This is a genomic window from Streptomyces sp. NBC_00019 (assembly GCF_045041015.1).
Taxonomy (GTDB): Bacteria; Actinomycetota; Actinomycetes; order Streptomycetales; family Streptomycetaceae; genus Streptomyces.
Window position 1 is genome coordinate 3199641 of record NZ_CP108302.1, and the last position, 24886, is coordinate 3224526.

The following is a 24886-nucleotide window of genomic DNA, read 5'->3' on the forward strand; positions in this document are numbered from 1 at the left end:
CCACAGTACGGGCCCTGCATCCATTGACGCACTGTTCGGGGACGGATGCGCTCCTCCCCAAGGACGACTGACCAAGGCCTTGCTCCGGCGTAAGGAGTAGGTGACCTTCAGGGTGAGCAGTCGGTCACCGGACGTCCCCTCTGTCCCCCTACATGACGACTGGTGTTGCCGGATCGTTCCCCACCGGGCTGGGGTCCAACCCCGGGCACCCCTTACCCTTGGGTTTTGTGTTCCGTAGCCGTTCCACCAAGGACGAGAAGGCCACCCCCGCCGACAAGGCGCAGGTGACCGACTCCAGTCAGATCCGCCACCCCGAGGCGAAGAAGGGCCGCCCCACTCCCAAGCGGAGTGAGGCCCAGTCGCAGCGTCGCAGCGTGGCCAATACGTCGATGACGCGCAAGGACGCCTCCAAGCGCCAGCGCGACGAGCGTCGTGCGCAGCTGGAGAAGCAGCGCCAGGCGCTGGCCGGGGGCGACGAGCGGTACCTGCCGGCCCGCGACAAGGGCCCGGTCCGCAAGTTCGCCCGCGACTTCATCGACTCGCGGTTCAACGTGGCGGAGTTCTTCCTGCCGATGGCCGTGATCATCCTTGTGCTGAGCATGGTGCAGGTGGGCGCGCTGCAGAGCATCGCGCTCCTGCTGTGGCTCGTCGTGATCGTTCTCATCGTGCTCGACTCGATCCTCACGGGCGTCCGTCTGAAGAAGCGGCTCGCCGAGCGCTTCCCGGACCAGTCCAAGAAGGGCGCGGTCGCCTACGCCCTCATGCGTTCCCTCCAGATGCGTCGGCTCCGGCTGCCCAAGCCGCAGGTCAAGCGCGGAGAGCGGCCCTGAGCACTACGCCGTTCACCGGGGGCGCGGCGGATGCCTGGCTGAGCAGGCTGGGCGGGCTGCGGGATGTCGTACGACAGGAGCTGGTGGCCCGGCAGCTCGACGAGCAGATAGCCGGGCGCTTCCCGGTGGGTCAGCGGCTGCGTGTGCTCGACGTCGGGATGGGCCAGGGCACCCAGGCGCTGCGTCTGGCCCGGGCCGGGCATCAGGTGACCGGGCTCGAACAGGACGCCACGATGGTCGCGGTGGCCCGGGAGTCCCTGTGCGCCGAGCCCGAGGGCATCCGGGACCGGATGCGGATCATCGAGGGGGACGGCCGGGACACCGGGGTCCACTTCCTGCCGGGCAGTTTCGACGTCGTGCTGTGCCACGGCGTCCTCATGTACGTCGAGGAGCCGGATCCCCTGCTGGCGGGGCTGGCGCGGATGCTCGCACCGGGCGGGCTGCTGTCGCTGCTCGTGCGGAACGCGGACGCGCTGGCGATGCGGCCGGGCCTGTCGGGCGACTGGACCGGTGCGCTCGGGGCCTTCGACACCGTGTCGTACACCAACCGGCTCGGGCTCGACGTGCGGGCCGACCGCCTGGAGACGCTGACCGCGACGCTGGCCGGGATCGGGGCACCGCTGCACGCCTGGTTCGGGGTGCGGGTGTTCACGGACACTGCGGCGGACGGGGCGGAGATCCCGGGCGACGTGGAGACGCTGCTGGCCGCCGAGGAGCGGGCCGGACGGACGGACCCCTACCGTCGGGTCGCGGCGCTGCTGCACCTGTGCGGAGTGCGGGGCTGAAGGTGCGCTCGTTCGGGTGAGCAGCACAAGCCGGACATTCACCCCGTGGAGAGACTCGGGGCATGGACCTTCCAGGTCACGACCCCCAACAGCGAGGCGGCGGCGACCTTCGGGGACTCCTCGAAGGCGGATGTGACGCCGGGCGAGCAGTAGGGGCGGGGTGAAGGGGCGGCCACAGCCATGGCCGCCCCTTCTTCGAGGACCTACGCCTCTTCGGCGTGCAGGCTCATCGGCCCGTAGATCTTCGTACTGTCCTCGAACAGGTGCACTTGATCCGCGCCCCCCTCGACGAGGTCCTTCCAGTACTCACCGACCCAGGACTCGGCATCCCCCTGCGTGGTGAACTCCTCGGGCTGCAGCGCGGGCTGGACCTCCGTCCCGTCGGCCTTCTCGAATCGCCACGTCCATGCCGCCATGTACGCCTCCTCGCTCCGCTGGTTAGGCCGTGATCAACATACGGTAGTCGGTCGGGCGCGGGTCGTGTGTGGCTGGTCGCGCAGTTCCCCGCGCCCCTAAAGGCAACCCAGCGCGCGCAAGATCAGCGGTGACCGGCGAAAATCTAGCCGTGGAACTGACTCTCCTCGGCACCGGCGCCCCCTCAGGCCTTCCCCGACCCGACTGTCCCTGCGCCGTCTGCGCGACCGCGCTCGGCTCCGACGCCCGGGCCGCCACCGCGCTGCTCGTCGACGGGGCGTTGCTGCTCGATCTGACGCCCGGCGCGGTGTTCGCGGCGGCTCGGGCGGGGCAGTCGTTGGGGCAGGTGCGGCAGGTGTTGCTGTCGCATCCGCACGACGGGCCGGCCGTGGAGGTGCCGGCGGGGCTGCCGCAGCCGGGACGGGTGCCGGACGGACGGGAGTTGGCGCTGCTGACGGGGCATCGGGTGCGGGCGGTGGCGATGGACTCGCCCGGGACCGGGTACGCGGTGACCGGCCCTGACGGGCAGCGGCTGCTCTATCTGCCGCCCGGGGGCGCTCCGGCCGGGCTGGAGGAGAACGGCAAGGACAGCTACGACATGGTCCTCGCCGATGTCGTGGGGCGGCCGGACGCGCTCGCCAAGCTGCGCGCGGTCGGTGCGATGGGGCCGGCCACCGATGTCATCGCCGTCCATCTCGACCATGACGTGCCGCCCGGCGCCGAGTTGCGGCGACGGCTCGCGGCGGCGGGAGCGCGGGCCGTGCCCGACGGGACGACGCTGACCGTCGGCGTCTACGAGGACGTACCGGACGTGCCCCGGCGGACGCTGGTGCTGGGCGGGGCACGGTCCGGGAAGTCGGTGGAGGCGGAGCGGCGGTTGGAGGCGTTCCCGGACGTCCTGTACGTCGCCACCGGCGGCACGCGCAACGGGGACGGCGAGTGGGCCGCGCGCGTGGCCACGCACCGCGAGCGGCGGCCCGGGTCCTGGCGTACGGCCGAGACCTGCGACCTCGTGCCGCTGCTCGCCGACGACGGGCCTCCGCTGCTGATCGACTGTCTGTCGCTGTGGCTGACGGATGCGATGGACGCCGTCGGGGCGTGGGACGACGCGGAGTGGGCCGACGGCGGGGAGCGGGCGCTGCGGGAGCGGGTGCGGGAGCTGACGGACGCGGTGCGGGCGACCCGGCGGACCGTCGTCGCCGTGTCGAACGAGGTGGGATCGGGGATCGTGCCGGCCACGGCCTCCGGACGGCGCTACCGGGACGAACTCGGGCGGCTCAACGCGGCGTTCGCCGGTGAGTGCGAGCACGTGGTGCTGGTGGTGGCCGGGCAGGCGGTCGTACTACGGGGCTGAGGGCTCCTTGTGGGCGATGACGCGGTACGTCGTCCAGGGGCGGGGACGGCGGTTCCTCGGCGGGAGGATCGTGCAGCCCTGGGACTCCAGTTCCGCGCGGAGTTCCTCCGCGGCGTCCACGCCCTCCAGAAGGAGGTAGCCGCCGGGGCGCAGGACCGCGAGTGCGGCGCGGAGTTCGTCGGCGGGGTCCGGGGGCCGGAGGAGGGTGACGACGTCGTAGCGGGCCCTCAGGCCGGTCGCGATCCGCTCGTCCGTCAGGCTGCCGACGTACGCCTCCTCCACCCGGTCGGCCTCGCGGGCCCGTTCCACGCGGGCGGTCGGGTCGATGCCGTCGAAGGAGGTGTACGGGAAGAGCTCCTTGGCCGCCTGGGGGAAGCGGGCGTCGCCGGTGCCCACGTCCAGCCAGCTCTCGGGTTCGGGGAGGAGCCGCAGGATCGCGCGTGCCGTCGAGCGGTGGCGGCGTCTGCGGTCGAGGTCGCTGACACGGGTGCGCAGGCGTTTCATAGGGGCTCCCTGAGACATACGACATTTCACTGCAAAACGGAACGTATGGGATCTCGATCTTGGGAGCAACGACGTCAGGTGCGCGTGGTGGCCATGTGGCGCCGTCCTGTTCGATCGGTGCCGGTACTGTTCGGCGAATGAGCTCGCTTAATCTCGACGACTTCACCGATCTGATCGAGCGCCCCGACGGTGGGGTGCGCCGCGACGCCGAGGCGCGCCGGGAACGTCAGATCGTGCCGCCCGGGTCGCTGGGCCGCCTGGACGACCTGGGCGAGTGGCTGTCGGCGGCACAGTCCGCCGTTCCGGTACGGCCGATCGAACAGCCGCGGGTGATTCTCTTCGCCGGTGACCACGGCATCGCCGAGCTCGGTGTCTCGGCCCGACCGGCGGGCAGCGCCGGGGAGTTGGTGCGTGAGGTCCTGGAGGGCGGGCGGCCGGTGTCCGTGCTCGCGCGGCGGCTCGGGGTGCCGGTGCGGGTCGTCGACCTGTCGCTGGACTGCGATCCGGAGTCGCTGCCCGGCGAGGTCGTACGGCATCGGGTGCGGCGCGGCAGCGGCCGTATCGACGTCGAGGACGCGCTGACCCTGGAGGAGGCGGAGGCCGCGTTCCGGGCCGGGGTCGCGGTGGCCGACGAGGAGGCCGACTCCGGTACGGATCTGGTGGTGCTCGGCGATGTGAGCGTCGGCGGGACCACGGCGGCGGGTGTGCTGGTCGCCGCGCTGTGCGGGACCGACGCGTCCGTGGTGACCGGGCGCGGCGGGCTGGCCATCGACGACCTCGCCTGGATGCGCAAGTGCGCGGCGATCCGCGATGCGCTGCGGCGGGCCCGCCCGGTGCTCGGGGATCAGCTGCAGCTGCTGGCGACGGTGGGCGGCGCCGATCTCGCGGCGATCACCGGGTTCCTGCTGCAGAGTGCGGTGCGCAAGCTGCCGGTCGTGCTCGACGGGGTCGTGGTCGCCGCCTGTGCGCTGGTCGGGCAGCGGATCGCCTTCCGGGCGCCGGACTGGTGGCTGGCCGCGCACAACAGCGGGGAGCCGGGGCAGGCGAAGGCGCTGGACCGGATGGCGCTGGAGCCGCTGCTGGAGCACGGGGTGACGGTCGGGGAGGGCGCCGGCGGACTGCTGGCACTGCCGCTGGTGCAGGCCGCGGCGGCGCTGGCCGCAGAGCTGCCCGAGAAGCCGGAGGTCGTCGAGGAGCCGTCGGCCGCCGAGGAGCCGGAGAAAGAGGAGTAGCCCAGAGGACAGCACAGGCGCAGCAGGGGTGTCAATGTGACACCTTTGCGTGGATGTCTCCGATCTGCCGGGAAGGTGTGCAACAGGCCCGGGAGATCCAGATCACGTAGGTGTGGCTCAACTGCGCACGGTTCGGATCGGTCTTCGGACATGGCCCGCACCGTACGTACCTGGAGACGCGCCGATGAAGAGGATCGTCCGCTGGGCCCGCAGTGAATGGGGGCTGCTGTACATCGCGGTGCGCGGGCCGCTGGTCCGCCGGCGGTGGCGGGCGGTGCCGATGGCGATCGGCGCGGTGTGTCTGACGGCGGTGCTGCAGTTCGTGCAGAACCAGTCGTGGGGCTACCAGTTCGTGCAGAACGTCGGGGCCGTACGGGCGGAGGATCCGCTGTGGCCGGCCCTCCTGCGAACGCCCTTGTCGTTGTTCGTACCCGCGCTGGATCTGCCCGTGTGGGGCGCGCTGGCGCAGCTCCTGATCGTCTTCGGCATCGCGGAGATCTGCCTGGGCTGGTGGCGCACGCTGGTCATCGTCTACGCCGCCACCCTCGCCGGCACGCTCTACGCACGCCTCGGCATCTGGCTGGGCCCCGACAGCCCGCTCGGCCTCCCGGGCACGGACGCCCAGGTCGTCGACACCGGCCCCTCGGCGGCCGTGGTGGGCCTCGCGGTGTTCCTGGCCTGGCGCTATCGCGCGTACGTCACCGGGGGCGTGGTGATCGCGGCGATGGTGGTCGAGGTACTGCTGAAGGACAACCTCGCAGGCAAGGAACATCTGGCGGCCATCGCGGCGGTGCTGGCGCTGTGCGGGATCTCGGAGGTACGCCATCGGCGGCGCACGGAGCGGGTGGCGATGCGGTGACGGGCGCACGTCGGGCATCGCCCGACCGGCGGCCGCGTCGGCGAGCTGGGCGCGGGGGCGTCGCCGGGCAAGGCGGCCTGGTCGGTGATCGGGCGCGCGGGACGGCGCCCTGGTGATGTCCATGCCGGTGGCTGGGGCGTGTCAGCTGTCGCCTCGCGGGCGCCCTGTCACGGCAGGGCCTGCGGTCGGGCTTGCCCCGAGCAAGTCCGCGAGCCTGCGGGATGGGCCCGGGCAGACAGCGGTGCCGGTGGCCGGTGTGTGGGACGGCGCCCCTCAGGTATCCACGTCGGTGGCTGGGTGTGTCAGCTGTCGGCTCGCGGGCGTCAGGTCACGGCAGGGCCTGTGGGTCGGGTTTGCCGCCGATCAGGTCCTCGAGTCTGCGGCGTGGGCCCGCCCAGCGGCGGTCGTGGTGGTAGGCGCGGAGGGTGGCTTTGGCGCGGGCGCGGGGGCGGCGGCGGTAGAAGCGGCGGGCCCAGGGTGAGCCTGGGCGGGCCAGGCGGACGAAGCCGATCAGGCCGACGAGCGGGACGATGACGCTGAAGATCGCCATGCGGGCCTTGCCCTTGCTCAGGACGGCCAGGGCGAACAGGAAGTTGACCACCACGGTCGAGATCACGTTGGCCCGGTCCTGGAGCTCGTCCTGGTTCAGGTCGTTGACGCCGAACGGCGAGAATCCCGACAGCACCAGTCCCACCAGGGCGGCGGTCAGCACGACCACCTCCACGCTCTTGCGGCCCTCCTCCGTCCAGTAGACGTCGTCGAGGTGCAGGATCAGCGCGAACTCGTCCAGCACGAGGCCCGCGCCGACACCGAAGATCACCGCACACGCGGCCGTCCCGAAGCCGTGCCGGCCACTGCCCACGGCACCGAAGCCGCCGACCACCGTCAGGACGATCCCGGGCACCACGTGGTGGATGTGCACCCCGCCGGAGCTGACGTTCCCGAAGGGACCCTTGCCCGCGCGGATGAGCCGGGTGATGACCCGGGTGACCAGGAAGGTGACGACGAAGGAGGTGAGGGCGAGGAGCAGCGGCAGTTTGCCCGGCTCGATGATGTTCCGCTGGAGCCAATGTCCCATATGTGCACTTTATCCAGGGCGGGCCGTGGCGACTTCCTGACCGCCGGATAGCCTCCTCCGGTGTCTGCGCCCTCTTCGAACCCCTGGCCCGACGGCCTCCGCTTCGCCTTCGGCACCCTGACCGTGCTCCCGGTCAGGGTGACCCGCTGGGACCGTGACGCCGCGCGCGGGGGCATGCTGTGCGCTCCGCTGACGGGGTTGGTGGTGGGTGTGGTGGCCGCCGGCCTGGGTCTCCTGTTGCTGGCCCTGGGCTCGGGACCGCTGCTCGCCGCCGTCGCCACCGCCGCCGTGCCCGCCGCTCTCACGCGAGGGCTCCACCTCGACGGGCTCGCCGACACCGCGGACGGGCTCGGCAGCGGTAAGCCCGCCGAGGACGCGCTGCGGATCATGAAGCAGTCGGACATCGGGCCGTTCGGGGTCATCACCCTCGTCTTCGTGCTGCTCGCGCAGGTGGCGGCGTTGGCGCAGGCGTACGGCGAGTCGTGGGCGCGGGGTGCGGTGGCCGCGGTCGTGTCGGCCACCGCGGCCCGGCTGGTGTTGACGCTGGCGGCGCGCCGCGGGGTACCGGCGGCACGGCCCGAGGGCTTGGGAGCGGCCGTGGCCGGGGTGGTCCCGGTACGGGGTGCGGCGATCGTCGCCGTTGCCGTGACGTCGGCGGCAGCAGGTGCGGGGGCGTTCTTCGGGCCGTACGACATCGTCCGTACGGCGCTCGCGGTCGTCGTCGCCGCCGGGGTTGCCGAACTCCTGCTACGGCACTGCACGCGGCGCTTCGGCGGGGTGACCGGGGATGTCTTCGGAGGGCTCGCGGAGACTGCGGCCACGACCGCGCTCGTGGTGCTTTCGCTGGGTGGCTGAGTGGCGAGTACGTCGTGGCTGGACGCGCAGTTTCAGCATGCTCGGCGCCATACTCCCAGCTCGTACTTCTTCAGCATCGAACTCAGCTTCAGCTTTTGTGACTCCGCGCAGAACTTGCTCGTCGGCAGTTCGTACTCCACGTGGAAGACCGCCTTCTTCGCCTCGATGAACGGCGCGTTGGCCTCGCACTCGTCGTACTGGGCGCACTGTTCGTTGACCGCGAAGTCGAAGTCGTCGACCAGTTCGGGGATTTGGTCCAGGTCGTTCTTCAAGCCCACCGACATGCCCCGGTCGTGGGCGAGTTTCGCGATGAGGCGGTTGTAGCGGAGCTGGTCGGCGGCCTTCAGAGGGAAGCCGGTGCGGTTCTTGTAGCCGTCCATGTTGTCGGGCTCCACCGCGTCGAAGCCCTTCTCACGGCACATGTCCATGCGGTCCGCCATCAACGGCTCCAGGGCGTCCGTCTTGCGGATGTCGAGCCACTTCTCGCCCTCCCAGCCGTTGCCGCGGCCGATGACCGACTTGGGGAACTTCTGCGCGTCGGGGCGCCAGTCCTCCCAGGCGCCGGTGGAGAGATAGCAGATCACCTTGCGGCCCTTGCCGTGCAGCGCGGTGACGGTGGACCTGGGCTGGTCGAAGCCGTCGATGTCGTAGACCGGGACGTCGACGGAGGTGTCGACCGTCCGGCCGCTGAGCTGCCACTGCCAGTCCAGGCCGGGGGCCGGCTGCCAGCGCGGGCCCGGTTTCGCGTCCGGGGTCGCCGTGCAGGCGGCCAGCAGAAGCAGGGGGACCAGCCAGAAAACGCGTCTCACCGAGCGGGCTCCAGAGTGTGGGGCAACGTACCCCAAGGATGATCTCCCACCCCGGGGACCGCGCAGTACAGGTCCGCCCCTTCCGCCGCCGGATCGGCGCCGTCCGGGACGCCGTACACCAGGTGGCACAGCCGTACGTCCTTGCCGCCGCGCCAGGGTTGCGGGGGCTGTCGGCGGTACGTCGACCAGGTGCCCTCGATGGTGACGAGGACGTCGGCGATGCGGGCGTAGGAGGGGTGTGGTGTGGTGCCGTGGTTCAGGTCGAGGGTGCCTCGGACGGCGGTGGCGAGCCGCCGGTAGTACGCGAACTCCTCCGGGCCCGAGGTGACTTGGTCCAGGAAGGCGCCGTCCGTGCCGTACCAGTCGCGGTGGCGGGTGAGGTCGCGGACCACGTCGGCGGGCGCTCTGCGGGCGTAGTCCGTGTCGGCGTAGCCCAACACCTGTGTGCCTGCTGCCCGCAGCCTTGCGGCGACCTCGGAGAAGGCCTCGTCGGGGGCGTCGCCGGGGCCGCTGGCCGGGTTGAGGACGACGCCGTAGAGGCGGGGTGCGGCCGCGATGATCGCGTTCCATTCGGCGGGGCGGACGGACGGGTGCTCGTAGTACGGGATCAGGAGAGTGCTCATCGGTGGGCCGTCACCCTTCCCAACAGGGCCCAGACGAGGGCGGTTTGGGCCGCGGCCGCCGTGCCGTGGACGATCAGGGCGACCCAGTGCGGGTTGCCCGTGTGGGTCAGCAGCGCGAGGGTCTGGGCCAGCGCCGCGGCGCAGCAGACCGCCGTCGCGCTGAGGATCGCGCCGAAGGACTGGAGCAGCAGACCGGTCCAGAGGACCACGCCCAGCACCAGCAGACCTGGCGACAGGGCGGACATGGCGAGGCCCAGGACGAGAAGGGTGACCAGGTAGGCGGTCAGGCATTCGACCAGCGTGGTGGCCGTCGTACACCAGAAGGCCCTTGAGGTGCTGGTGTTGCGCAGGCCTGCGAGGCTGCCGCTGCGGAAGCGGTGGAGGAGCCATTCGGCGGGGCCCATGCTGAGGGTGAGGGCTACGGCGGTCAGGGCGTTGTCCAGGGCTGCGTAGAGGACGAGGACGCCGGTGCCCAGACCGAACAGGGCGTAGGGGAGGGAGGAAACGAGTCGGGGGCCCATTGTCGACTGTCGGCCGCGGGTCCGTTGTGGCTTGTCGCGCCCACGCGGCGGTAGCCGCACATTCCATACAGCCCCGCGCCCCTGAGGTCCGTCACCCACAGGCAGGACTTCCAGTAGACCTAGGACCACCACCGCCAGCAAGGAGCCCAACAGCAGGACGAGCCTGAGTGCCGTCGACGGGGTGTGGAACAAAGCCAGGGCCGCGCCCGCCGACATCGGCAACAGGGCGAACAACAGGGAGCGTTCGCGACCGAGGACCAGCAGGACCGTCGACGCGCCCAGGTACAGGGACTGTCCGGCGGCGAAGGCCACCCCCGTCATGTCGCCCGTGCCCGCGACCAGGAGGGCGACCAGGGCGCCCAGCACCACGCCCACCGGCGCCCCCAGCAGCAGGCTGCGTTGGGCCGCCGTGCGGTATCCCAGGCCCAGCCAGGAGTACGCCCGGTGCGCGAGACCCTGGTTGCAGGTCCAGCCGACCAGGGCGCCGGCGAGAAGGGGGACCGTGCCTGCCGGGAGGCCGAGGTCTCTGGGGGCGGCCATCAGCGGGGCGCCCAGTACGTAGCCCAAGCCGGGGAGGGCGAAGACGACGCCCCGCAAGAGGCAGCCCAACAGGCCTACCTGCCAGAGGTCGTGGACCGGGCCCTCCGGTTCGGGATAGCGGCGCTCGACGCGTTCGTAGAGCTCCTCGGCGAGGGCGAAGGAGTTCTTCAGGCCGTGCCGCTCGCGTATCTGGTCGTCCGACATGCCGTCGGACTCCAGGAGCGCGGCTATCTCGTCGGGATGGACGGCCGCGGCGACGAAGTCGTCGAGGCGCTCGGCGAGTTCGTCGAGGGGGTCGGGTCGGGCCCAGCTGGGGGTGCGCTGCCTGGGGATGCTGGGCAGGGTGTCCGGGCGGGCACCCGGGGGCAGCCAGACGGATCCGCTCACCAGCCGGTCCCGTCCGTCGCGACCGCGGCGTACCAGGGGTCGCGCAGTTCGAGGGTCCAGTCGGCGACGGTCTCGAGCGCGGGCTCGTACACCTCGGGCATACCGGCGAGCTCCTGGTAGATCGTCCGGAAATTGTCAACGGAACGGCGCAGTGTGAACGGAAATTGTCAACGGAACGGCGCAGTGTGAACCGGTCGATCACTCTCTGCCGTGACAACTCGCCCAGTTTCAGCCGCCGTTCGTCATCCCTGAGCAGGGTCAGGGCCGCTGCCGCCAGCTTCTCCGGCTCACGCGGGGGCACCACCAGACCTGTGTCGCCGACCGCCTCGCTCACTCCCCCGACGTCCGTCGACACCGTCGTACGGCCGCAGGACATGGCCTCGATGATGGAGAACGGGAAGCCCTCGGAGATGGAGGAGAGCATGACCACGTGGCCGGCCGCGTAGGCCCGCCAGACCTCGCTGATACGGCCCTCGAAGGTGAGGCCGTCGGTGACGCCGAGTTCGGCGGCGAGCTTCTCCAGCCGGGTCTTGTACTCCTCGCCGCCGGGCGGGACCGGGCCGAAGAGTCTGAGCCTGGTCTCCGGCATCTCGGCGCGGACCATGGCGTAGGAGCGGATCAGGGTCTCCAGGTCCTTGATGGGGTCGACGCGGCCGCACCAGGTGAGGGTCGGGACCTCGGGTTCGGGTCCCGCGTGCGGGAAGGCGGCGGGGTCCACGCCGTTGTAGACCGTGCGGATCTTGTCGGCGTCGGCGCCGCCGCGCTCCTCCCAGCGGCGGTTGTACTGGTTGCACGGGGTGATGAGGTCGGCGACCTTGTAGCCAAGGGAGTTGAGCTCGCGGTAGAAGCCGAGCATGAACGCCTTCACGGGCCAGCGTTGGGCGTCCGAGCGGTAGCCGAGGTAGCGCTCGCGCAGGTAGATGCCGTGCTCGGTGAGGAGGAACGGTACGCCGTCCAGTTGATGGGCGGCGAGGGCGGGCAGGGTGGCCAGGCCGCTGCTCACCGCGTGTGCCACCGAGTCCTCGGGGATGCGGACGCCCAGCGGGCGCAGGGCATGTTCCAGCAGGTCCGTCGCGGTGAGTGCGTCGTGGACCGTGGGGCGGGCCTCGGCCGTCGCCAGGTGCGGCATCGTCCATATCCACATCAGCGAGCGCAGTGCCGACTCCGTGCGCAGTGCGGCCGACAGGCGTCCGTCGCGGGCGAGTTCGGCCAGCTCGTACAGGGCCTCGCCGAAGTCGCAGTGGGCCTCGGGGTCGAGGAAGGAGAGCAGGAAACGCTCGTAGGAGTCGATGAAACGGCGCCGCACCCTGCCGTACGGGGCGTGTCTGCGGCCAGGGCGTGGGCCCCAGGTCGGCACGGAGGTGTGGCGATAGACGTTCGGCGGCAGCTCCCAGGTCACGGGTTCGCGGCCGCTGCCGGTGAGCGAGAGGATGTGGAAGTCGACCTCCGGCATGCCCTTGACGAGCTGGTCGCACCAGGTGCTGACGCCGCCGTGGACATGTGGATAGGTGCCTTCGGTGAGCATGGTGACGTGACGGCCCGTGCGCATCGCGGCGCGGTTCCCCCCTGTTTGCGGATGATGTACGGGGGCTGTGCTCCGGCTACCGCCGCGTCGTGGCTGGTCGCGCCCACGCGGCGGTAGCCGCAAATCGATACAGCCCCGCGCCCCTTGAGGGGCGCTCCCCCTACGGCAGCTTCAGTGTCAACGCGGACTGCAGTACCGCCGGCGTGGTCCAGGCCGAGCGCCTTCCCGCGTACGCCGTACCGAAGGTGGTCGTGCCGATCAGGAGCTGCTGCTTCGTGCCCTCCGGGGCCGTCACCGGGATCTGCGTCCCGTTCGGTGCCGTGATCGTGACCGTCGTGCCGACGCGGTACGCCGTGACCTTGCCGGAGGCCAGCGCGGCCTGCCAGGTGGCGCGGCGCTGGAGTTCGGTGCCGAGGGCGGCCTGGGCAAGGTTCTGGACCGGGGTGTTGTCGGCGAAGAGCGCCCGGTAGTCGGTGAGGACCTTGTTCATGACCGGGTAGAGGGTCCGGTCCTCGGCCAGGTTCGACTGGTGGGCGTAGTGCGGACGCGGGTCGTTGCTGATGGCGTGTCCGAGGGCGGTGCGGGCCTCCTGGGGGACGATGTACGACGTGTAGCCCGTGGCCGGGTCGAGCGGCTCGGCCAGGCAGGTGGAGGACGGGTTGTTCTCGCAGATGCCGCTGCCGCCGTCGGCCGCCGAGGCGTAGATCCAGTTGTACTCGTCGACCATCTCGGCGTTCGTACCGACGTTGTAGTACACGTTCATCGGGTAGCGGGGCACGGTCAGGACGCCGCTGCCGACCGAACGCTGGTCGGGTTCACGGGAGTTGTCGGAGGCGGTCCACTTGATGCCGTTGTCGGCGAGGGCGCCGGCGAGGTTGGGGTTGTCGTTCGGCTGCTGCGGCAGCGTCTTCAGGCCCGAGTGCTCGCCGGTGACCAGCTCGGCGCGGGTCAGCGGAAGGCCCTTGTTGACGCCCCAGTTGTAGTTGTTGCGGATCTCCGCGGAGATGTCGGCCCGGCTCATGTACTGGGTCGCGCCGCTGGTGTTCTTCGCGCAGCTCCACGGCACCGTGGAGGTGTCCTGGACGCAGCCGAGGAACTTGTGCGTGTACGTGTGGTTGATCCAGCGGTACTTGGCCTTGTCGGCGAGCAGCTGGGTGGCGAGGGCGTCCGTGCCGCCGTTCTCGGTCTTCCACTCCTCGCCGGAACCGGCGTTGTAGACCATGTCGAGCGTGAAGCCCTGCTCCTGCTGCCACTGGGCTGCGCGGACCGCGTCGGCGGCGGTCATCCGGATCGGCGTGGTTCCCGCGCCGTCACCGCCCGCGCAGTCGAAGTCGCCGGGGGTGCAGTTGTGTTCGGTGTCCCAGCGGCCGTCGGGAGCGAAGACGTCGTCGATGTGCACGGCGAAGTAGTTGCGCGCCTGTCCCAGGTGCACTCCTTGGGTCAGCCACTCGACGATGCCGCGGGCGAGTACCCGGAACTGCTGCTGGTACTGGTTGTACGCGAAGGTCACGACGAGTTCGCGGCGCCCGTCGTGGACGTACTCGCCGACGAGGCTGCCGCGGCCCGAGCCGCCGGGCACGGCGGTGTCGACATAGCTGGTGAAGCCCGCCCCGGGGGTGGCCACATAGCCGTAACTCTCCATCACCGACGGGGAGTTGTCCTCGAAGGCGAGGGCGCCGTCGAGGTATCCGAAGTACCCCGACCTGCCGGCGGCCGTGATGCCCGCGGCCTGACCGTCCAGCGAGCCGGAGTAGCTGCTGTACTCCAGGCCGACGCCCGGGTGCGCCCAGGTGTAGGCGTCGACCTGCGGGATGCCGTACGTCTTCTCGTACGTCTCCAGCGCGGTCTGTTCGGCCGAACCGGCGCCGAACGGGGCCTCGTTGGGCAGGACGACGCCCTGGTACCTGGCCCGGGGCGTGCCGTTGACCGTGTCGCTGAGGAACGCGGCCGTGATGGCGGGGCGGTTCGCGTCGTTCAGGTCGACGGTGGTGTACGGGATGCCCGTGCTCTTCAGCTGGGCGGTGATGGCCTGGACGAGGCTGTCGCCGTTGTCCACGACCAGCACTTTGAGATCGATGCGCGGCGTCACCGCGGCCGCCGCACCTGGTGCTCCGAGACCCAACGCCAGTAGCCCGGCGGCGGTCAGGGAAGCGGCCGCGCCCCTCCATCTGTGCGCACTCCATTGTGTGTGTCCTCCCCCAGAAGATCCCCTTGTGGTAAATCCAAGGATGATCAGTGGAAATCATGCAAAGCGGTGAGCGATGCGCTCACCGGAACACGAGGAGTGTGACTGAGCTCACCGGGAGTAAGGATTGAGAAGTGGCCATGACGCCACTCACAGGTGAACGCCCGTAGGAATGAGCGAACCAGCCATACGCGCGTAGGCTCGTTCCGGGTGTTCATCGACGGGGTGAAGGCCCCGGTCGATGCCGCCCCCGGACACGGTTCTAGGGTCGGCTGTCGGGCCCGGTCGACCCACCCACATTCGACCAACTGAACTTCACATCGGAAGCGAGATTTCACCACCGTGACTGCTCTCACTCTCAGCACCGCCGCGGCGCCCGGCCTGCGGGCCGACGCGATCGTGATCGGTGTCGCCAAGGGCGCGAAGGGCCCGGTCGTCGCCCCGGGCGCCGAAGCTGTGGACAAGGCCTACGACGGCAGCCTCGCCGGCGTCCTGGAGACCCTCGGTGCCTCCGGCGCCGAGGGCGAGGTGACGAAGCTGCCGGCGCCGTCCGGCTTCAAGACTCCCCTCGTGGTGGCGGTGGGGCTCGGCCCGGAGCCCGAGAAGGACTCCTCCTTCGACTCCGAGGCGCTCCGCCGGGCCGCCGGCGCCGCCGCCCGCGTGCTGACCGGCTCCAAGAAGGCCGCCTTCGCGCTGCCGCTGACGGACGCCGCCGACGCCGGCGCGGTCGCCGAGGGCGCTCTCCTCGGCGCGTACTCCTTCGACGCGTACAAGGAGAACGCCAAGGACCCGAAGAACGGCAAGGCGCCCCTCGCCGAGGTCACCCTCCTCGGCGGCAAGCCGCGCGACAAGGCGTACAAGGCGGCCGTGGAGCGTGCCCTCGCGGTCACCGAGGAGCTCAACCGGGCCCGTGACCTCGTCAACACCCCGCCGAACGACCTGTACCCGGAGGCCTTCGCGGCCGTCGCGCAGGCCGCGGCCAAGGAGCACGGCATCAAGGTGCAGGTGCTCGACGAGAAGGCACTGCTCAAGGGCGGCTACGGCGGCATCCTGGGCGTCGGCGGCGGTTCGGCGGCGGCGCCCCGGCTGGTGAAGCTGACGTACACCTCGCCCAAGGCGAAGAAGCACCTCGCGCTCGTCGGCAAGGGCATCACGTACGACTCGGGCGGCATCTCGCTGAAGCCGGCCGGTCACAACGAGACGATGAAGTGCGACATGAGCGGGGCGGCCGCTGTCTTCGCCGCCATCGTGGCCGTCGCGCGGCTGGGTCTGGAAGTGAACGTCACCGCGTGGCTGGCGCTCGCCGAGAACATGCCGTCGGGTTCCGCCGTGCGGCCGGGTGACGTGCTGCGGATGTACAGCGGCAAGACCGTCGAGGTGCTCAACACCGACGCCGAGGGCCGGCTGGTCCTCGCGGACGCGCTGTGGGCCGCCTCCGCGGAGAAGCCGGACGCGATCGTCGACGTGGCGACGCTGACCGGCGCGATGATGCTGGCGCTGGGCAACCGGACGTTCGGGATCATGGCGAACGACGACGCGTTCCGCTCCGCGGTGTACGAGGCCGCGGCAGAGGTGGGCGAGCCTTCCTGGCCGATGCCGCTGCCGGAGCACCTGCGCAAGGGGATGGACTCCCCCACGGCCGATCTCGCGAACATGGGTGAGCGGATGGGTGGCGGGCTGGTCGCGGGGCTCTTCCTGCGGGAGTTCGTGGGTGAGGGCATCACGTGGGCGCACCTCGACATCGCGGGTCCCGCGTTCAACGAGGGTGGGCCTTTCGGGTACACGCCCAAGGGGGGCACGGGTACCGCTGTCAGGACGCTGGTGCGGCTGGCGGAGCTGACGGCTGCGGGTGACCTGGGGTGACGTTCGCCTGAGAGCTCGGTCGCCGAGGGGCGTGGGCGAGTGCGGACCGGTGGTGGCTGGTCGCGCAGTTCCCCGCGCCCCCGGGTGGGTCGGTGCCCCGTACGCCCGACCGCCCCCGGGGCTGATCGCGCCCGCGCGGCGGAGCCGCACATCGACACAGCCCCGCGCCCCTACGTGTCTCACCGCGGCCCCTGCCTCAAAGTGAGGTGCTCACATGTGAGCGTGTGGTGTCTCACACCCCGGCCCGGCGTCTCGTTCTCCTCCGACAAGTGCGAAGATGGCACTCGGCAGGACAGGGCCCCCACCACAGGGCCGAAGAAAGAGCGGCCGGACACCAGCCGCCGCGCGGTCACAGGAGACCGGCGTACGGCGCACATGCATGGAGGACGTGACGTGGCGAACGACGCCAGCACCGTTTTCGACCTAGTGATCCTCGGCGGTGGTAGTGGCGGTTACGCCGCGGCCCTGCGCGGGGCGCAGCTGGGGCTTGACGTCGCCCTGATCGAGAAGGACAAGGTCGGCGGTACCTGCCTGCACCGAGGGTGCATCCCCACCAAGGCCCTGCTGCACGCGGGCGAGATCGCCGACCAGGCCCGCGAGAGCGAGCAGTTCGGCGTGAAGGCCACCTTCGAGGGCATCGACATCGCCGGGGTCCACAAGTACAAGGACGGCGTGATCTCCGGGCTCTACAAGGGCCTGCAGGGTCTGGTCGCCTCCCGCAAGGTGACGTACATCGAGGGTGAGGGCCGGCTGTCCTCCCCCACCTCGGTCGACGTGAACGGCCAGCGCATCCAGGGCCGCCACGTCCTCCTCGCGACCGGCTCCGTGCCGAAGTCGCTGCCGGGCCTGGAGATCGACGGCAACCGCATCATCTCCTCGGACCACGCCCTCGTCCTGGACCGCGTGCCGAAGTCGGCCATCGTCCTCGGCGGCGGTGTCATCGGCGTCGAGTTCGCCTCCGCCTGGAAGTCCTTCGGCACCGACATCACGATCATCGAGGGTCTCAAGCACCTCGCCCCGCTCGAGGACGAGAACTCCTCCAAGCTTCTTGAGCGCGCGTTCCGCAAGCGCGGCATCAAGTTCAACCTGGGCACCTTCTTCTCGAAGGCCGAGTACACCGCCGACGGCGTCAAGGTCACCCTCGCCGACGGCAAGGAGTTCGAGGCCGAGCTTCTGCTCGTCGCCGTCGGCCGTGGCCCGGTCTCCGCCGGTCTCGGTTACGAGGAGCAGGGCGTCGCGATGGACCGCGGCTATGTCCTGGTCGACGAGTACATGCGGACGAACGTCCCCACCATCTCCGCCGTCGGCGACCTGGTCCCGACCCTCCAGCTCGCGCACGTCGGCTTCGCCGAGGGCATCCTGGTGGCGGAGCGTCTGGCCGGCCTCAAGGCCGTCCCGATCGACTACGACGGTGTCCCCCGCGTGACCTACTGCCACCCGGAGGTCGCCTCCGTCGGTATCACCGAGGCCAAGGCCAAGGAGATCTACGGTGCGGACAAGGTCGTCGCTCTGAAGTACAACCTGGCGGGCAACGGCAAGAGCAAGATCCTGAACACCGCGGGCGAGATCAAGCTCGTCCAGGTGAAGGACGGTGCCGTGGTCGGCGTCCACATGGTCGGCGACCGCATGGGCGAGCAGGTCGGCGAAGCCCAGCTGATCTACAACTGGGAGGCGCTGCCGGCCGAGGTCGCCCAGCTCATCCACGCCCACCCGACGCAGAACGAGGCGCTGGGCGAGGCCCACCTGGCACTGGCCGGCAAGCCGCTGCACGCTCACGACTGACCCTCGGTCGACGAAGCGACTTCGCGACGACACAGACTTCCGCAATTCGTAAGGAGCAACCGAAACCATGGCGGTTTCCGTAACCCTTCCGGCGCTCGGCGAGAGCGTCACCGAGGGCACTGTCACCCGCTGGCTGAAGGCCGAGGGTGAGCGAGTAGAGGCCGACGAGCCGCTGCTCGAGGTCTCGACCGACAAGGTCGACACCGAGATCCCCTCCCCCGCCGCCGGCATCCTGGCCTCCATCAAGGTCGCCGAGGACGAGACGGTCGAGGTCGGCGCCGAGCTGGCCGTCATCGACGACGGCTCGGGCGCGCCCGCTGCCGCCCCGGCCCCCGCCGCCGAGCCCGAGCCCGCCGCGGCTCCGGAGCCGGCAGCTGCGGCCCCCTCCACCGAGCAGGCCGCTCCGGCGCCCGCTCCGACCGCCGAGGCCGCCACCGGCGCCGGCTCCGCCGAGGGCACGGACGTCGTCCTGCCCGCGCTCGGCGAGTCGGTCACCGAGGGCACCGTCACCCGCTGGCTGAAGTCGGTCGGTGACTCCGTCGAGGCCGACGAGCCGCTGCTCGAGGTCTCCACGGACAAGGTCGACACCGAGATCCCGGCGCCCACCTCGGGTGTGCTGCTGGAGATCACGGTCGGCGAGGACGAGACCGCTGAGGTCGGCGCCAAGCTGGCCGTCATCGGTGCCCCGGGTGCGGCTCCGGCCGCTGCTCCGGCTCCCGCCGCTCCGGCCCCGGCCGCCGCCGCTCCGGCCCCGGCCGCCGCCGCTCCGGCTCCGGCTGCCCCGGCCGCCCCCGTGGCCCCGCCGGCCCCGGCTCCGGCCCCCGCCGCGCCCGTGGCTCCGCCGGCCCCGGCCGTCGCTGCCCCGGCTCCGGCTGCCCCGGCCCCCGCGCCGGCCGCTCCGGCTCCGGTCGCCGCCGCTCCGGCCGCGCCCGCCGCCACCGCGGGTGACGACGGTGCCTACGTGACCCCGCTGGTGCGCAAGCTCGCCGCCGAGAACGGTGTCGACCTGGCCGCCGTCAAGGGCACCGGCGTCGGCGGTCGTATCCGCAAGCAGGACGTCATCGCCGCCGCCGAGGCCGCGAAGGCCGCCGCCGCTGCTCCGGCTCCGGCCGCTGCCGCCCCGGCTGCCCCCGCCGCCAAGAAGGCGCCGACGCTGGAGGCCTCGCCGCTGCGTGGCCAGACCGTCAAGATGCCGCGCATCCGCAAGGTCATCGGCGACAACATGGTCAAGGCGCTGCACGAGCAGGCGCAGCTCTCCTCGGTCGTCGAGGTCGACGTCACGCGTCTGATGAAGCTCCGCGGCCGCGCGAAGGACTCCTTCGCCGCCCGTGAGGGCGTCAAGCTCTCCCCGATGCCGTTCTTCGTCAAGGCCGCGGCCCAGGCGCTGAAGGCGCACGCGCCGATCAACGCCAAGATCAACGAGGGCGAAGGCACGATCACCTACTTCGACACCGAGAACATCGGTATCGCGGTGGACTCCGAGAAGGGCCTGATGACCCCGGTCATCAAGCACGCGGGGGACCTCAACATCGCCGGCATCGCGAAGGCCACGGCGGAGCTGGCCGGCAAGGTCCGCGCCAACAAGATCACGCCCGACGAGCTGTCCGGCGCGACCTTCACCATCTCCAACACCGGTTCGCGCGGTGCGCTCTTCGACACGATCATCGTGCCGCCGGGCCAGGTCGCGATCCTCGGCATCGGCGCCACCGTCAAGCGCCCGGCCGTCCTGGAGACCGAAGAGGGCACGGTCATCGCCGTCCGCGACATGACCTACCTGACCCTCTCCTACGACCACCGTCTGGTGGACGGCGCCGACGCGGCCCGCTACCTGACCGCGGTCAAGGCGATCCTGGAGGCGGGCGAGTTCGAGGTCGAGCTCGGCCTGTAAGCCTCAGGAAGCAGTGCCTGTACGGTGCCCCGCCCGGAGCTTTCCGGACGGGGCACCGTCGTGTCACCGGGGCGTCAGCCGCTTGTCCGACCAGCCCCACAGCAGCTCGACCCACGCGTTCGGGACGGACAGCTTGTCGGCGCGTGTGAGTCCCTTGGTGCGGTACGCCTTCAGGACGTCGTACGTCGCGTCCAGGCAGTCCCGGGAGGTGAGGTCGCCGGTCTTCGGGTCGAAGCCGACGAGGAAGCCGCGGGACTCGACGGTGCGGATCATCGCGCGGGCGGCGTTCGTGTCGTGTGTCGACGACTTCGTGCAGCGGTAACGGCTGTACGGGTGCTCGGAGTTGCCGGGGTAGTGGGCGTCGCGGGACATCTCGCCGAGCATGCGGTCGTACGACCCTTCCGCATGCCACGCACCGATGTTGCCGCCGGGAGGCGTGTACAGCTTGCCGCTCGGGTTCTCCACCGCGCCGTACACCCAGCGGTCGGTGCCCGCGACGCGGAAGCCCCAGCCGACGTGGCCGAACTTCTGGGCGCCGTCGGGCTTGATGAAGACGCAGGCGCCACCGGAGGAACCGGAGGCCGCCTTGCCGGTGATCGCTTCCGAGGCCTGGGGCTTCGCCGCCGCCCGGGTCGACGTCTGCTGGCAGCCCGTCACGCCCAGGACCATACCGATCACGGCCGCCGTGGCCGCCCAGCGGAGGGCTCCGCGTCGTCCTTGGTTGTTCATGCCATCCCCCGATGGTTGGTGCAAGGGGGCGCCCCTGGCGGGCACTCCCACGCCGACCGCGACGGGGGTGGGGGCTCACAGGGTTCCGGTGGTGACACGGTGGTGACCGCTCCGGGCCGTACCCGGTACGGGTCTTTACAGGGTGAGCCGCCCTGTGGAGCGTGTAAGTCTCGTCTCACCTGCATGAAAGCGCCCCCGTGCGCCCCTCGGGAAAGCGCGTGCGGCCTTATTGTCTAAACGTCAAACGCCCCCGGGGCCGATGGGCGGCCCCTCCCTAAGGAGCACTCATGACCGCGCCCGTCGTCCACTCGCTGCGCGAACAGATCCGCGAGCACATCGTGGAAGGGATCGTCAGCGGTCGCTGGAAGCCGGGCGAGCGGATCGTGGAGCGACGGATCGCCACCGAGCTGGAGGTCAGTCAGACCCCCGTGCGGGAGGCGCTGCGCGAGCTGGAGTCGCTGCGGCTGATCGAGTCGGCGCCGAACAAGGGCGTGCGGGTGCGGAACCTGACGGCGGCCGACCTGGAGGAGAGCTACCCGGTCCGGGCCGGTCTTGAGGCGATCGCGGCGGAGCTGGCGGCGGAGCGGCTGGCGCAGGACTGCTCGGCGCTCGAGCCGCATGTCGCCGCGCTCTACGAGGCCGACCGCGCGTCCGACGGGACGGGACAGGTGCGGCACACGGTGGGCTTCCACCGGGAGATGGTCCGCGCGGCCGGCAACTCCGTCCTCCTGCACACCTGGGAGGGGCTCGGCATCGAGGTCTTCACGGCCCTGTCGATCCGCTGGCTGGGCACGGTCCAGCAGTCGTACGCGGAGGAGCACGAGGAGCTCGTACAGGCGTTCCGGCGCCGGGATCCGCGGATCGCGGAGCTGGTGAAGGCGCATGTGCTGGGCTGCGCGCCGCGGCACGAAGCCGACTAGCCGTCGTCGCCGGAGGTGTTTCGCCCCCGCCGCCCCCACCCGTCCCGTCCCCAGGGGCTGGCGCCCCTTCGACCCCGCCAGGGGTGTTGCGGATGCGTGTGTATCTGCGGTCGCGCGGGGCTGGTCACGCCCGCGCGGCAGAGCCGCACATCGCCACAGGCCCGCACCCCTGGCCAACCGAGCGTGCCCTCGCTCAAACGCACTCTCACCTGCAAAAACACCGGAGCGATAACGTCACCCCGTGCCACCGCCGGAGGCACCCCGTGCCTACTTTCTCGCAATCGAGAGGTTTTGCCCTTCAACCCTTTGATCGATCATCGATCAGGGAGTTAAAGTCGCCGACGGGCCTCTACCGAGGCTGACTGGCCTCCACCGAGGCTTGAGCCCTGTCCTGCCAAAGACCTAGGGCACCCCCGAACCCTTACCGATGAGGGAACCCCCTTCGACTGAGGAAGGCGGCGACATGACCGACCCCAACGCCATCCAGCCGAGCGAGCTCGACCAGCTCCCGGACCGTGACCCCGAGGAGACCGCCGAATGGCAGGCCTCACTGGACGCGGTCGCCACGGCTGCCGGCCCGCACCGTGCCGCGTACCTGATGCGCCGCACGCTGGAGCGCGCGGAGGGCAACGGCATCGCGCTGCCCAAGCTGCTCGAGACGGACTACGTCAACACCATCCCCACCGCCGCCGAGCCCTCGGCGCCCGGTGACGAGGAGATCGAGCGGAAGATCACCGCGTGGAACCGCTGGAACGCGGCCGCGATGGTCACCCGTGGCTCCAAATACGGCGTCGGCGGCCACATCGCCACCTTCGCCTCCGCGGCCTGGCTCTACGAGACCGGCTTCAACCACTTCTTCAAGGGCAAGGAAGCCGACGGTTCCGGCGACCAGCTCTACATCCAGGGCCATGCCTCCCCCGGCATCTACGCCCGCGCCTTCCTCGACGGCCGACTGAACGAGCACCAGCTCGACAACTTCCGCCGGGAGTCGGGGGGCAACGGTCTGCCGTCCTACCCGCACCCGCGCCGGCTGCCCTGGCTGTGGGAGTTCCCGACCGTCTCCATGGGTCTGGGCCCGCTCTCCGCGATCTATCAGGCGCGCTTCAACCGGTACCTGACCAACCGCGGCATCAAGGACGTCTCCGCCTCCCACGTCTGGGCCTTCCTCGGCGACGGCGAGATGGACGAGCCGGAGTCGACGGCGGCACTCGCACTCGCGAGCCGTGAGGGTCTCGACAACCTCACCTTCGTCATCAACTGCAACCTGCAGCGCCTCGACGGCCCGGTCCGCGCGAACTTCAAGATCGTGCAGGAGCTGGAGGCCCAGTTCCGCGGCGCCGGCTGGAACGTCATCAAGACGCTGTGGGGCACGGCCTGGGACGAGCTGTTCCAGCTCGACACCACGGGTGCGCTCGTACGACGGCTCCGCGAGGTACCGGACGCGCAGGTCCAGACGTACCAGACCCGCGGTGCCGCCTACATCCGCGAGGACTTCTTCGGCAAGGACCCGGCGCTCGCCGAGATGGCGAAGCTGCTGAGCGACGACAAGATCCTCGAGTGTTTCCACTTCTCCCGCGGTGGCCACGAGGCGCGCAAGGTCTACGCCGCCTACAAGGCCGCCGTCGAGTTCAAGGGTGCCCCGACGGTCATCCTGGCCCAGACGGTCAAGGGCAACACCCTCGGCGAGGGCTTCGCGTCGAAGAACGCCAACCACCAGATGAAGAAGCTCACGGTGGACGAGTTCAAGACGATGCGTGATCTTCTTGAACTCCCCATCTCCGACGCTCAGTTCGTCGACGGGGTCGTGCCCTACGGCCACCCCGGCGCCGACTCCCCCGAGGTCCGCTACCTCCAGGAGCGCCGCGCCGCTCTCGGCGGTCCCGCCCCGGCCCGTCGTACGCACGCGCTCGCCCCGCTGCCCGCCCCCGCCGAGAAGGCCTTCGCCTCCTTCGACAAGGGCTCCGGCTCCCAGAACGTGGCCACCACCATGGCCTTCGTCCGCCTGATCAAGGACCTGGTCCGCGACAAGGAGACGGGCAGGCGCTGGGTGCCGATCGTCCCCGACGAGGCGCGCACCTTCGGCATGGAGAGCCTCTTCCCGTCCCTGGGCATCTACTCCCCCAAGGGCCAGACGTACGAGCCGGTCGACCGTGACCAGCTGATGTACTACAAGGAGGCCAAGAACGGCCAGATCCTCAACGAGGGGATCACCGAGGCCGGTTCGATGGCCGACTTCATCGCCGCGTCCACCGCGTACTCCACGCACGGCGAAGCGATGATCCCGTTCTACATCTTCTACTCGATGTTCGGCTGGCAGCGCACGGCCGACCAGATGTGGCAGCTCGGCGACCAGCTGGGCCGCGGCTTCCTGGTGGGTGCGACGGCGGGCCGTACGACGCTGACGGGCGAGGGGCTGCAGCACGCGGACGGTCACTCGCCGGTGATCGCGGCGACGAACCCGGCCTCCCTGACGTACGACCCGGCGTTCGCGTACGAGGTCGCGGCGATCGTCAAGGACGGTCTGCGCCGGATGTACGGCGAGGCGGCCCCGGGCGAGGACCCGAACGTCTTCTACTACCTCACGGTCTACAACGAGCCCATGCCGCAGCCGGCCAAGCCCTCCGGGCTCGGCATCGACGAGGGCATCGTCAAGGGCCTGTACCGCTTCAACACGGCGGAGTCGGCGGGCCTCGACGTGGCCGCGGCGAACGCCCCGCGCATCCAGCTGCTGAGCTCCGGCACGGCGATCCACTGGGCGCTTCGGGCGCAGAAGCTGCTGGCCGAGGAGTGGGGTGTGGCCGCCGACGTATGGTCCGCGACCTCCTGGACCGAGCTGCGCCGCGACGCGCTGGAGGCCGACGCGGCCCTTCTGCGCGGCGAGGAGCGGGTGCCGTACGTCCGTCAGGCGCTGCACGGCGCCGAGGGTCCGGTGCTGGCGGTCTCCGACTACATGCGCCAGGTCCCGGACCAGATCGCGCAGTGGGTCGAGCAGGACTACTCGTCGCTCGGTGCCGACGGCTTCGGCCTCTCGGACACCCGCGAGGGGGCCCGCCGCCACTTCGGCGTCGACGCCGAGTCCATCGTGGTCGCGGCCCTGGCCCAGCTCGCCAGGCGCGGCGAGGTCAAGGCGACGGCGGTGAAGGAAGCGCGCGAGAAGTACGGCCTGTAGGTCTGTGGTGGTTGTGTGATGGGGCCCCCGCTTC

19 protein-coding genes and 1 pseudogene are annotated in these 24886 nt (G+C 70.7%); 11 read left to right on the forward strand and 9 right to left on the reverse strand.

From position 1 onward, the window contains the following. Positions 1-152 precede the first annotated feature (152 nt). Both OHU89_RS15280 and OHU89_RS15285 read left to right on the forward strand, forming a co-directional pair. Entirely contained in the window at positions 153-830 is a 678-nt protein-coding gene (locus OHU89_RS15280) for a DUF3043 domain-containing protein (RefSeq protein WP_405643160.1), read from the forward strand. An 83-nt stretch (positions 831-913) separates the two neighbouring features. Next, entirely contained in the window at positions 914-1615 is a 702-nt protein-coding gene (locus OHU89_RS15285; RefSeq protein ID WP_405643161.1) for a methyltransferase domain-containing protein, read from the forward strand. 203 nt (positions 1616-1818) lie between these two features. Here the strand turns inward: OHU89_RS15285 and OHU89_RS15290 are convergent, their stop codons facing one another. Next, entirely contained in the window at positions 1819-2031 is a 213-nt protein-coding gene (locus tag OHU89_RS15290) for a hypothetical protein (protein WP_266893477.1), read from the reverse strand. A gap of 149 nt (positions 2032-2180) precedes the next feature. On the opposite strand from OHU89_RS15290, the gene OHU89_RS15295 reads away from it, so the two are divergent. Further along, the gene (locus OHU89_RS15295) at positions 2181-3383 is read left to right on the forward strand and encodes a bifunctional adenosylcobinamide kinase/adenosylcobinamide-phosphate guanylyltransferase (protein WP_266893475.1); all 1203 of its coding nucleotides are present in this window, start codon (positions 2181-2183) and stop codon (positions 3381-3383) included. Here OHU89_RS15295 and OHU89_RS15300 read toward each other — a convergent pair. Continuing rightward, positions 3372-3887, reverse strand: coding sequence for a methyltransferase domain-containing protein (locus OHU89_RS15300; protein ID WP_405643163.1), 516 nt, complete (start codon positions 3885-3887; stop codon positions 3372-3374). The genes OHU89_RS15295 and OHU89_RS15300 overlap by 12 nt on opposite strands. A gap of 137 nt (positions 3888-4024) precedes the next feature. Here OHU89_RS15300 and cobT point away from each other — a divergent pair, with 137 nt between their 5' ends. Both cobT and OHU89_RS15310 read left to right on the forward strand, forming a co-directional pair. Beyond that, positions 4025-5119 (forward strand): nicotinate-nucleotide--dimethylbenzimidazole phosphoribosyltransferase, encoded by a 1095-nt coding sequence (cobT, locus tag OHU89_RS15305; protein WP_405643165.1) that lies wholly within the window; start codon positions 4025-4027, stop codon positions 5117-5119. Positions 5120-5303: 184 nt separating this feature from the next. Beyond that, positions 5304-5978 (forward strand): hypothetical protein, encoded by a 675-nt coding sequence (locus OHU89_RS15310; RefSeq protein ID WP_405643167.1) that lies wholly within the window; start codon positions 5304-5306, stop codon positions 5976-5978. Positions 5979-6306: 328 nt separating this feature from the next. On the opposite strand, the gene OHU89_RS15315 is transcribed toward OHU89_RS15310, so the two are convergent. Then, the gene (locus tag OHU89_RS15315; protein WP_405643169.1) at positions 6307-7056 is read right to left on the reverse strand and encodes a hypothetical protein; all 750 of its coding nucleotides are present in this window, start codon (positions 7054-7056) and stop codon (positions 6307-6309) included. Between the two features lie 60 nt (positions 7057-7116). Between OHU89_RS15315 and OHU89_RS15320 the strand changes: the two genes are divergently transcribed. After that, positions 7117-7911: an adenosylcobinamide-GDP ribazoletransferase gene (locus OHU89_RS15320; protein ID WP_405643171.1), complete on the forward strand. Its 795-nt coding sequence runs from the start codon at positions 7117-7119 to the stop codon at positions 7909-7911. A 32-nt stretch (positions 7912-7943) separates the two neighbouring features. Here OHU89_RS15320 and OHU89_RS15325 read toward each other — a convergent pair whose 3' ends face one another. The 5 genes and pseudogenes from OHU89_RS15325 to OHU89_RS15345 all read right to left on the reverse strand — a co-directional run bounded on the left by OHU89_RS15325 (position 7944) and on the right by OHU89_RS15345 (position 14462). Further along, positions 7944-8720, reverse strand: coding sequence for an endo alpha-1,4 polygalactosaminidase (locus OHU89_RS15325; protein ID WP_405643173.1), 777 nt, complete (start codon positions 8718-8720; stop codon positions 7944-7946). Beyond that, positions 8717-9343 carry a spherulation-specific family 4 protein gene (locus tag OHU89_RS15330; RefSeq protein WP_405643175.1) on the reverse strand — a complete coding sequence of 209 codons (627 nt, stop codon included), beginning with the start codon at positions 9341-9343 and terminating at the stop codon, positions 8717-8719. Before OHU89_RS15330 ends, OHU89_RS15325 begins: the two co-directional genes overlap by 4 nt. Then, positions 9340-10791, reverse strand: a complete 1452-nt coding sequence (locus tag OHU89_RS15335) for a hypothetical protein (RefSeq protein WP_405643177.1) — start codon at positions 10789-10791, stop codon at positions 9340-9342. The genes OHU89_RS15330 and OHU89_RS15335 overlap by 4 nt, the downstream gene beginning before the upstream one ends. Beyond that, positions 10788-12340: pseudogene (gene pelF, locus OHU89_RS15340) on the reverse strand (GT4 family glycosyltransferase PelF). The gene OHU89_RS15335 and the pseudogene pelF overlap by 4 nt, the downstream one beginning before the upstream one ends. Positions 12341-12476: 136 nt before the next feature. Next, entirely contained in the window at positions 12477-14462 is a 1986-nt protein-coding gene (locus OHU89_RS15345; protein WP_405654505.1) for a hypothetical protein, read from the reverse strand. A gap of 381 nt (positions 14463-14843) precedes the next feature. Between OHU89_RS15345 and OHU89_RS15350 the strand changes: the two genes are divergently transcribed. The 3 genes from OHU89_RS15350 (at position 14844) to sucB (ending at position 20034) form a co-directional block, all read left to right on the forward strand. After that, positions 14844-16364, forward strand: a complete 1521-nt coding sequence (locus tag OHU89_RS15350) for a leucyl aminopeptidase (RefSeq protein ID WP_405643179.1) — start codon at positions 14844-14846, stop codon at positions 16362-16364. 393 nt (positions 16365-16757) lie between these two features. Beyond that, positions 16758-18146 (forward strand): dihydrolipoyl dehydrogenase, encoded by a 1389-nt coding sequence (lpdA, locus tag OHU89_RS15355; RefSeq protein WP_405643181.1) that lies wholly within the window; start codon positions 16758-16760, stop codon positions 18144-18146. 67 nt (positions 18147-18213) lie between these two features. After that, complete coding sequence (gene sucB, locus OHU89_RS15360; RefSeq protein WP_405643182.1) at positions 18214-20034, forward strand: 2-oxoglutarate dehydrogenase, E2 component, dihydrolipoamide succinyltransferase; 1821 nt, start codon at positions 18214-18216, stop codon at positions 20032-20034. Between the two features lie 63 nt (positions 20035-20097). Here sucB and OHU89_RS15365 read toward each other — a convergent pair whose 3' ends face one another. After that, positions 20098-20763, reverse strand: coding sequence for a hypothetical protein (locus OHU89_RS15365; RefSeq protein WP_405643184.1), 666 nt, complete (start codon positions 20761-20763; stop codon positions 20098-20100). Between the two features lie 287 nt (positions 20764-21050). On the opposite strand from OHU89_RS15365, the gene OHU89_RS15370 reads away from it, so the two are divergent. Next, on the forward strand, positions 21051-21683 hold the full coding sequence (locus tag OHU89_RS15370) for a GntR family transcriptional regulator (RefSeq protein ID WP_046257782.1): 633 nt from the start codon (positions 21051-21053) through the stop codon (positions 21681-21683). Between the two features lie 463 nt (positions 21684-22146). Then, on the forward strand, positions 22147-24852 hold the full coding sequence (gene aceE, locus OHU89_RS15375) for a pyruvate dehydrogenase (acetyl-transferring), homodimeric type (protein WP_405643186.1): 2706 nt from the start codon (positions 22147-22149) through the stop codon (positions 24850-24852). The last annotated feature ends 34 nt before the right edge of the window (positions 24853-24886 follow it).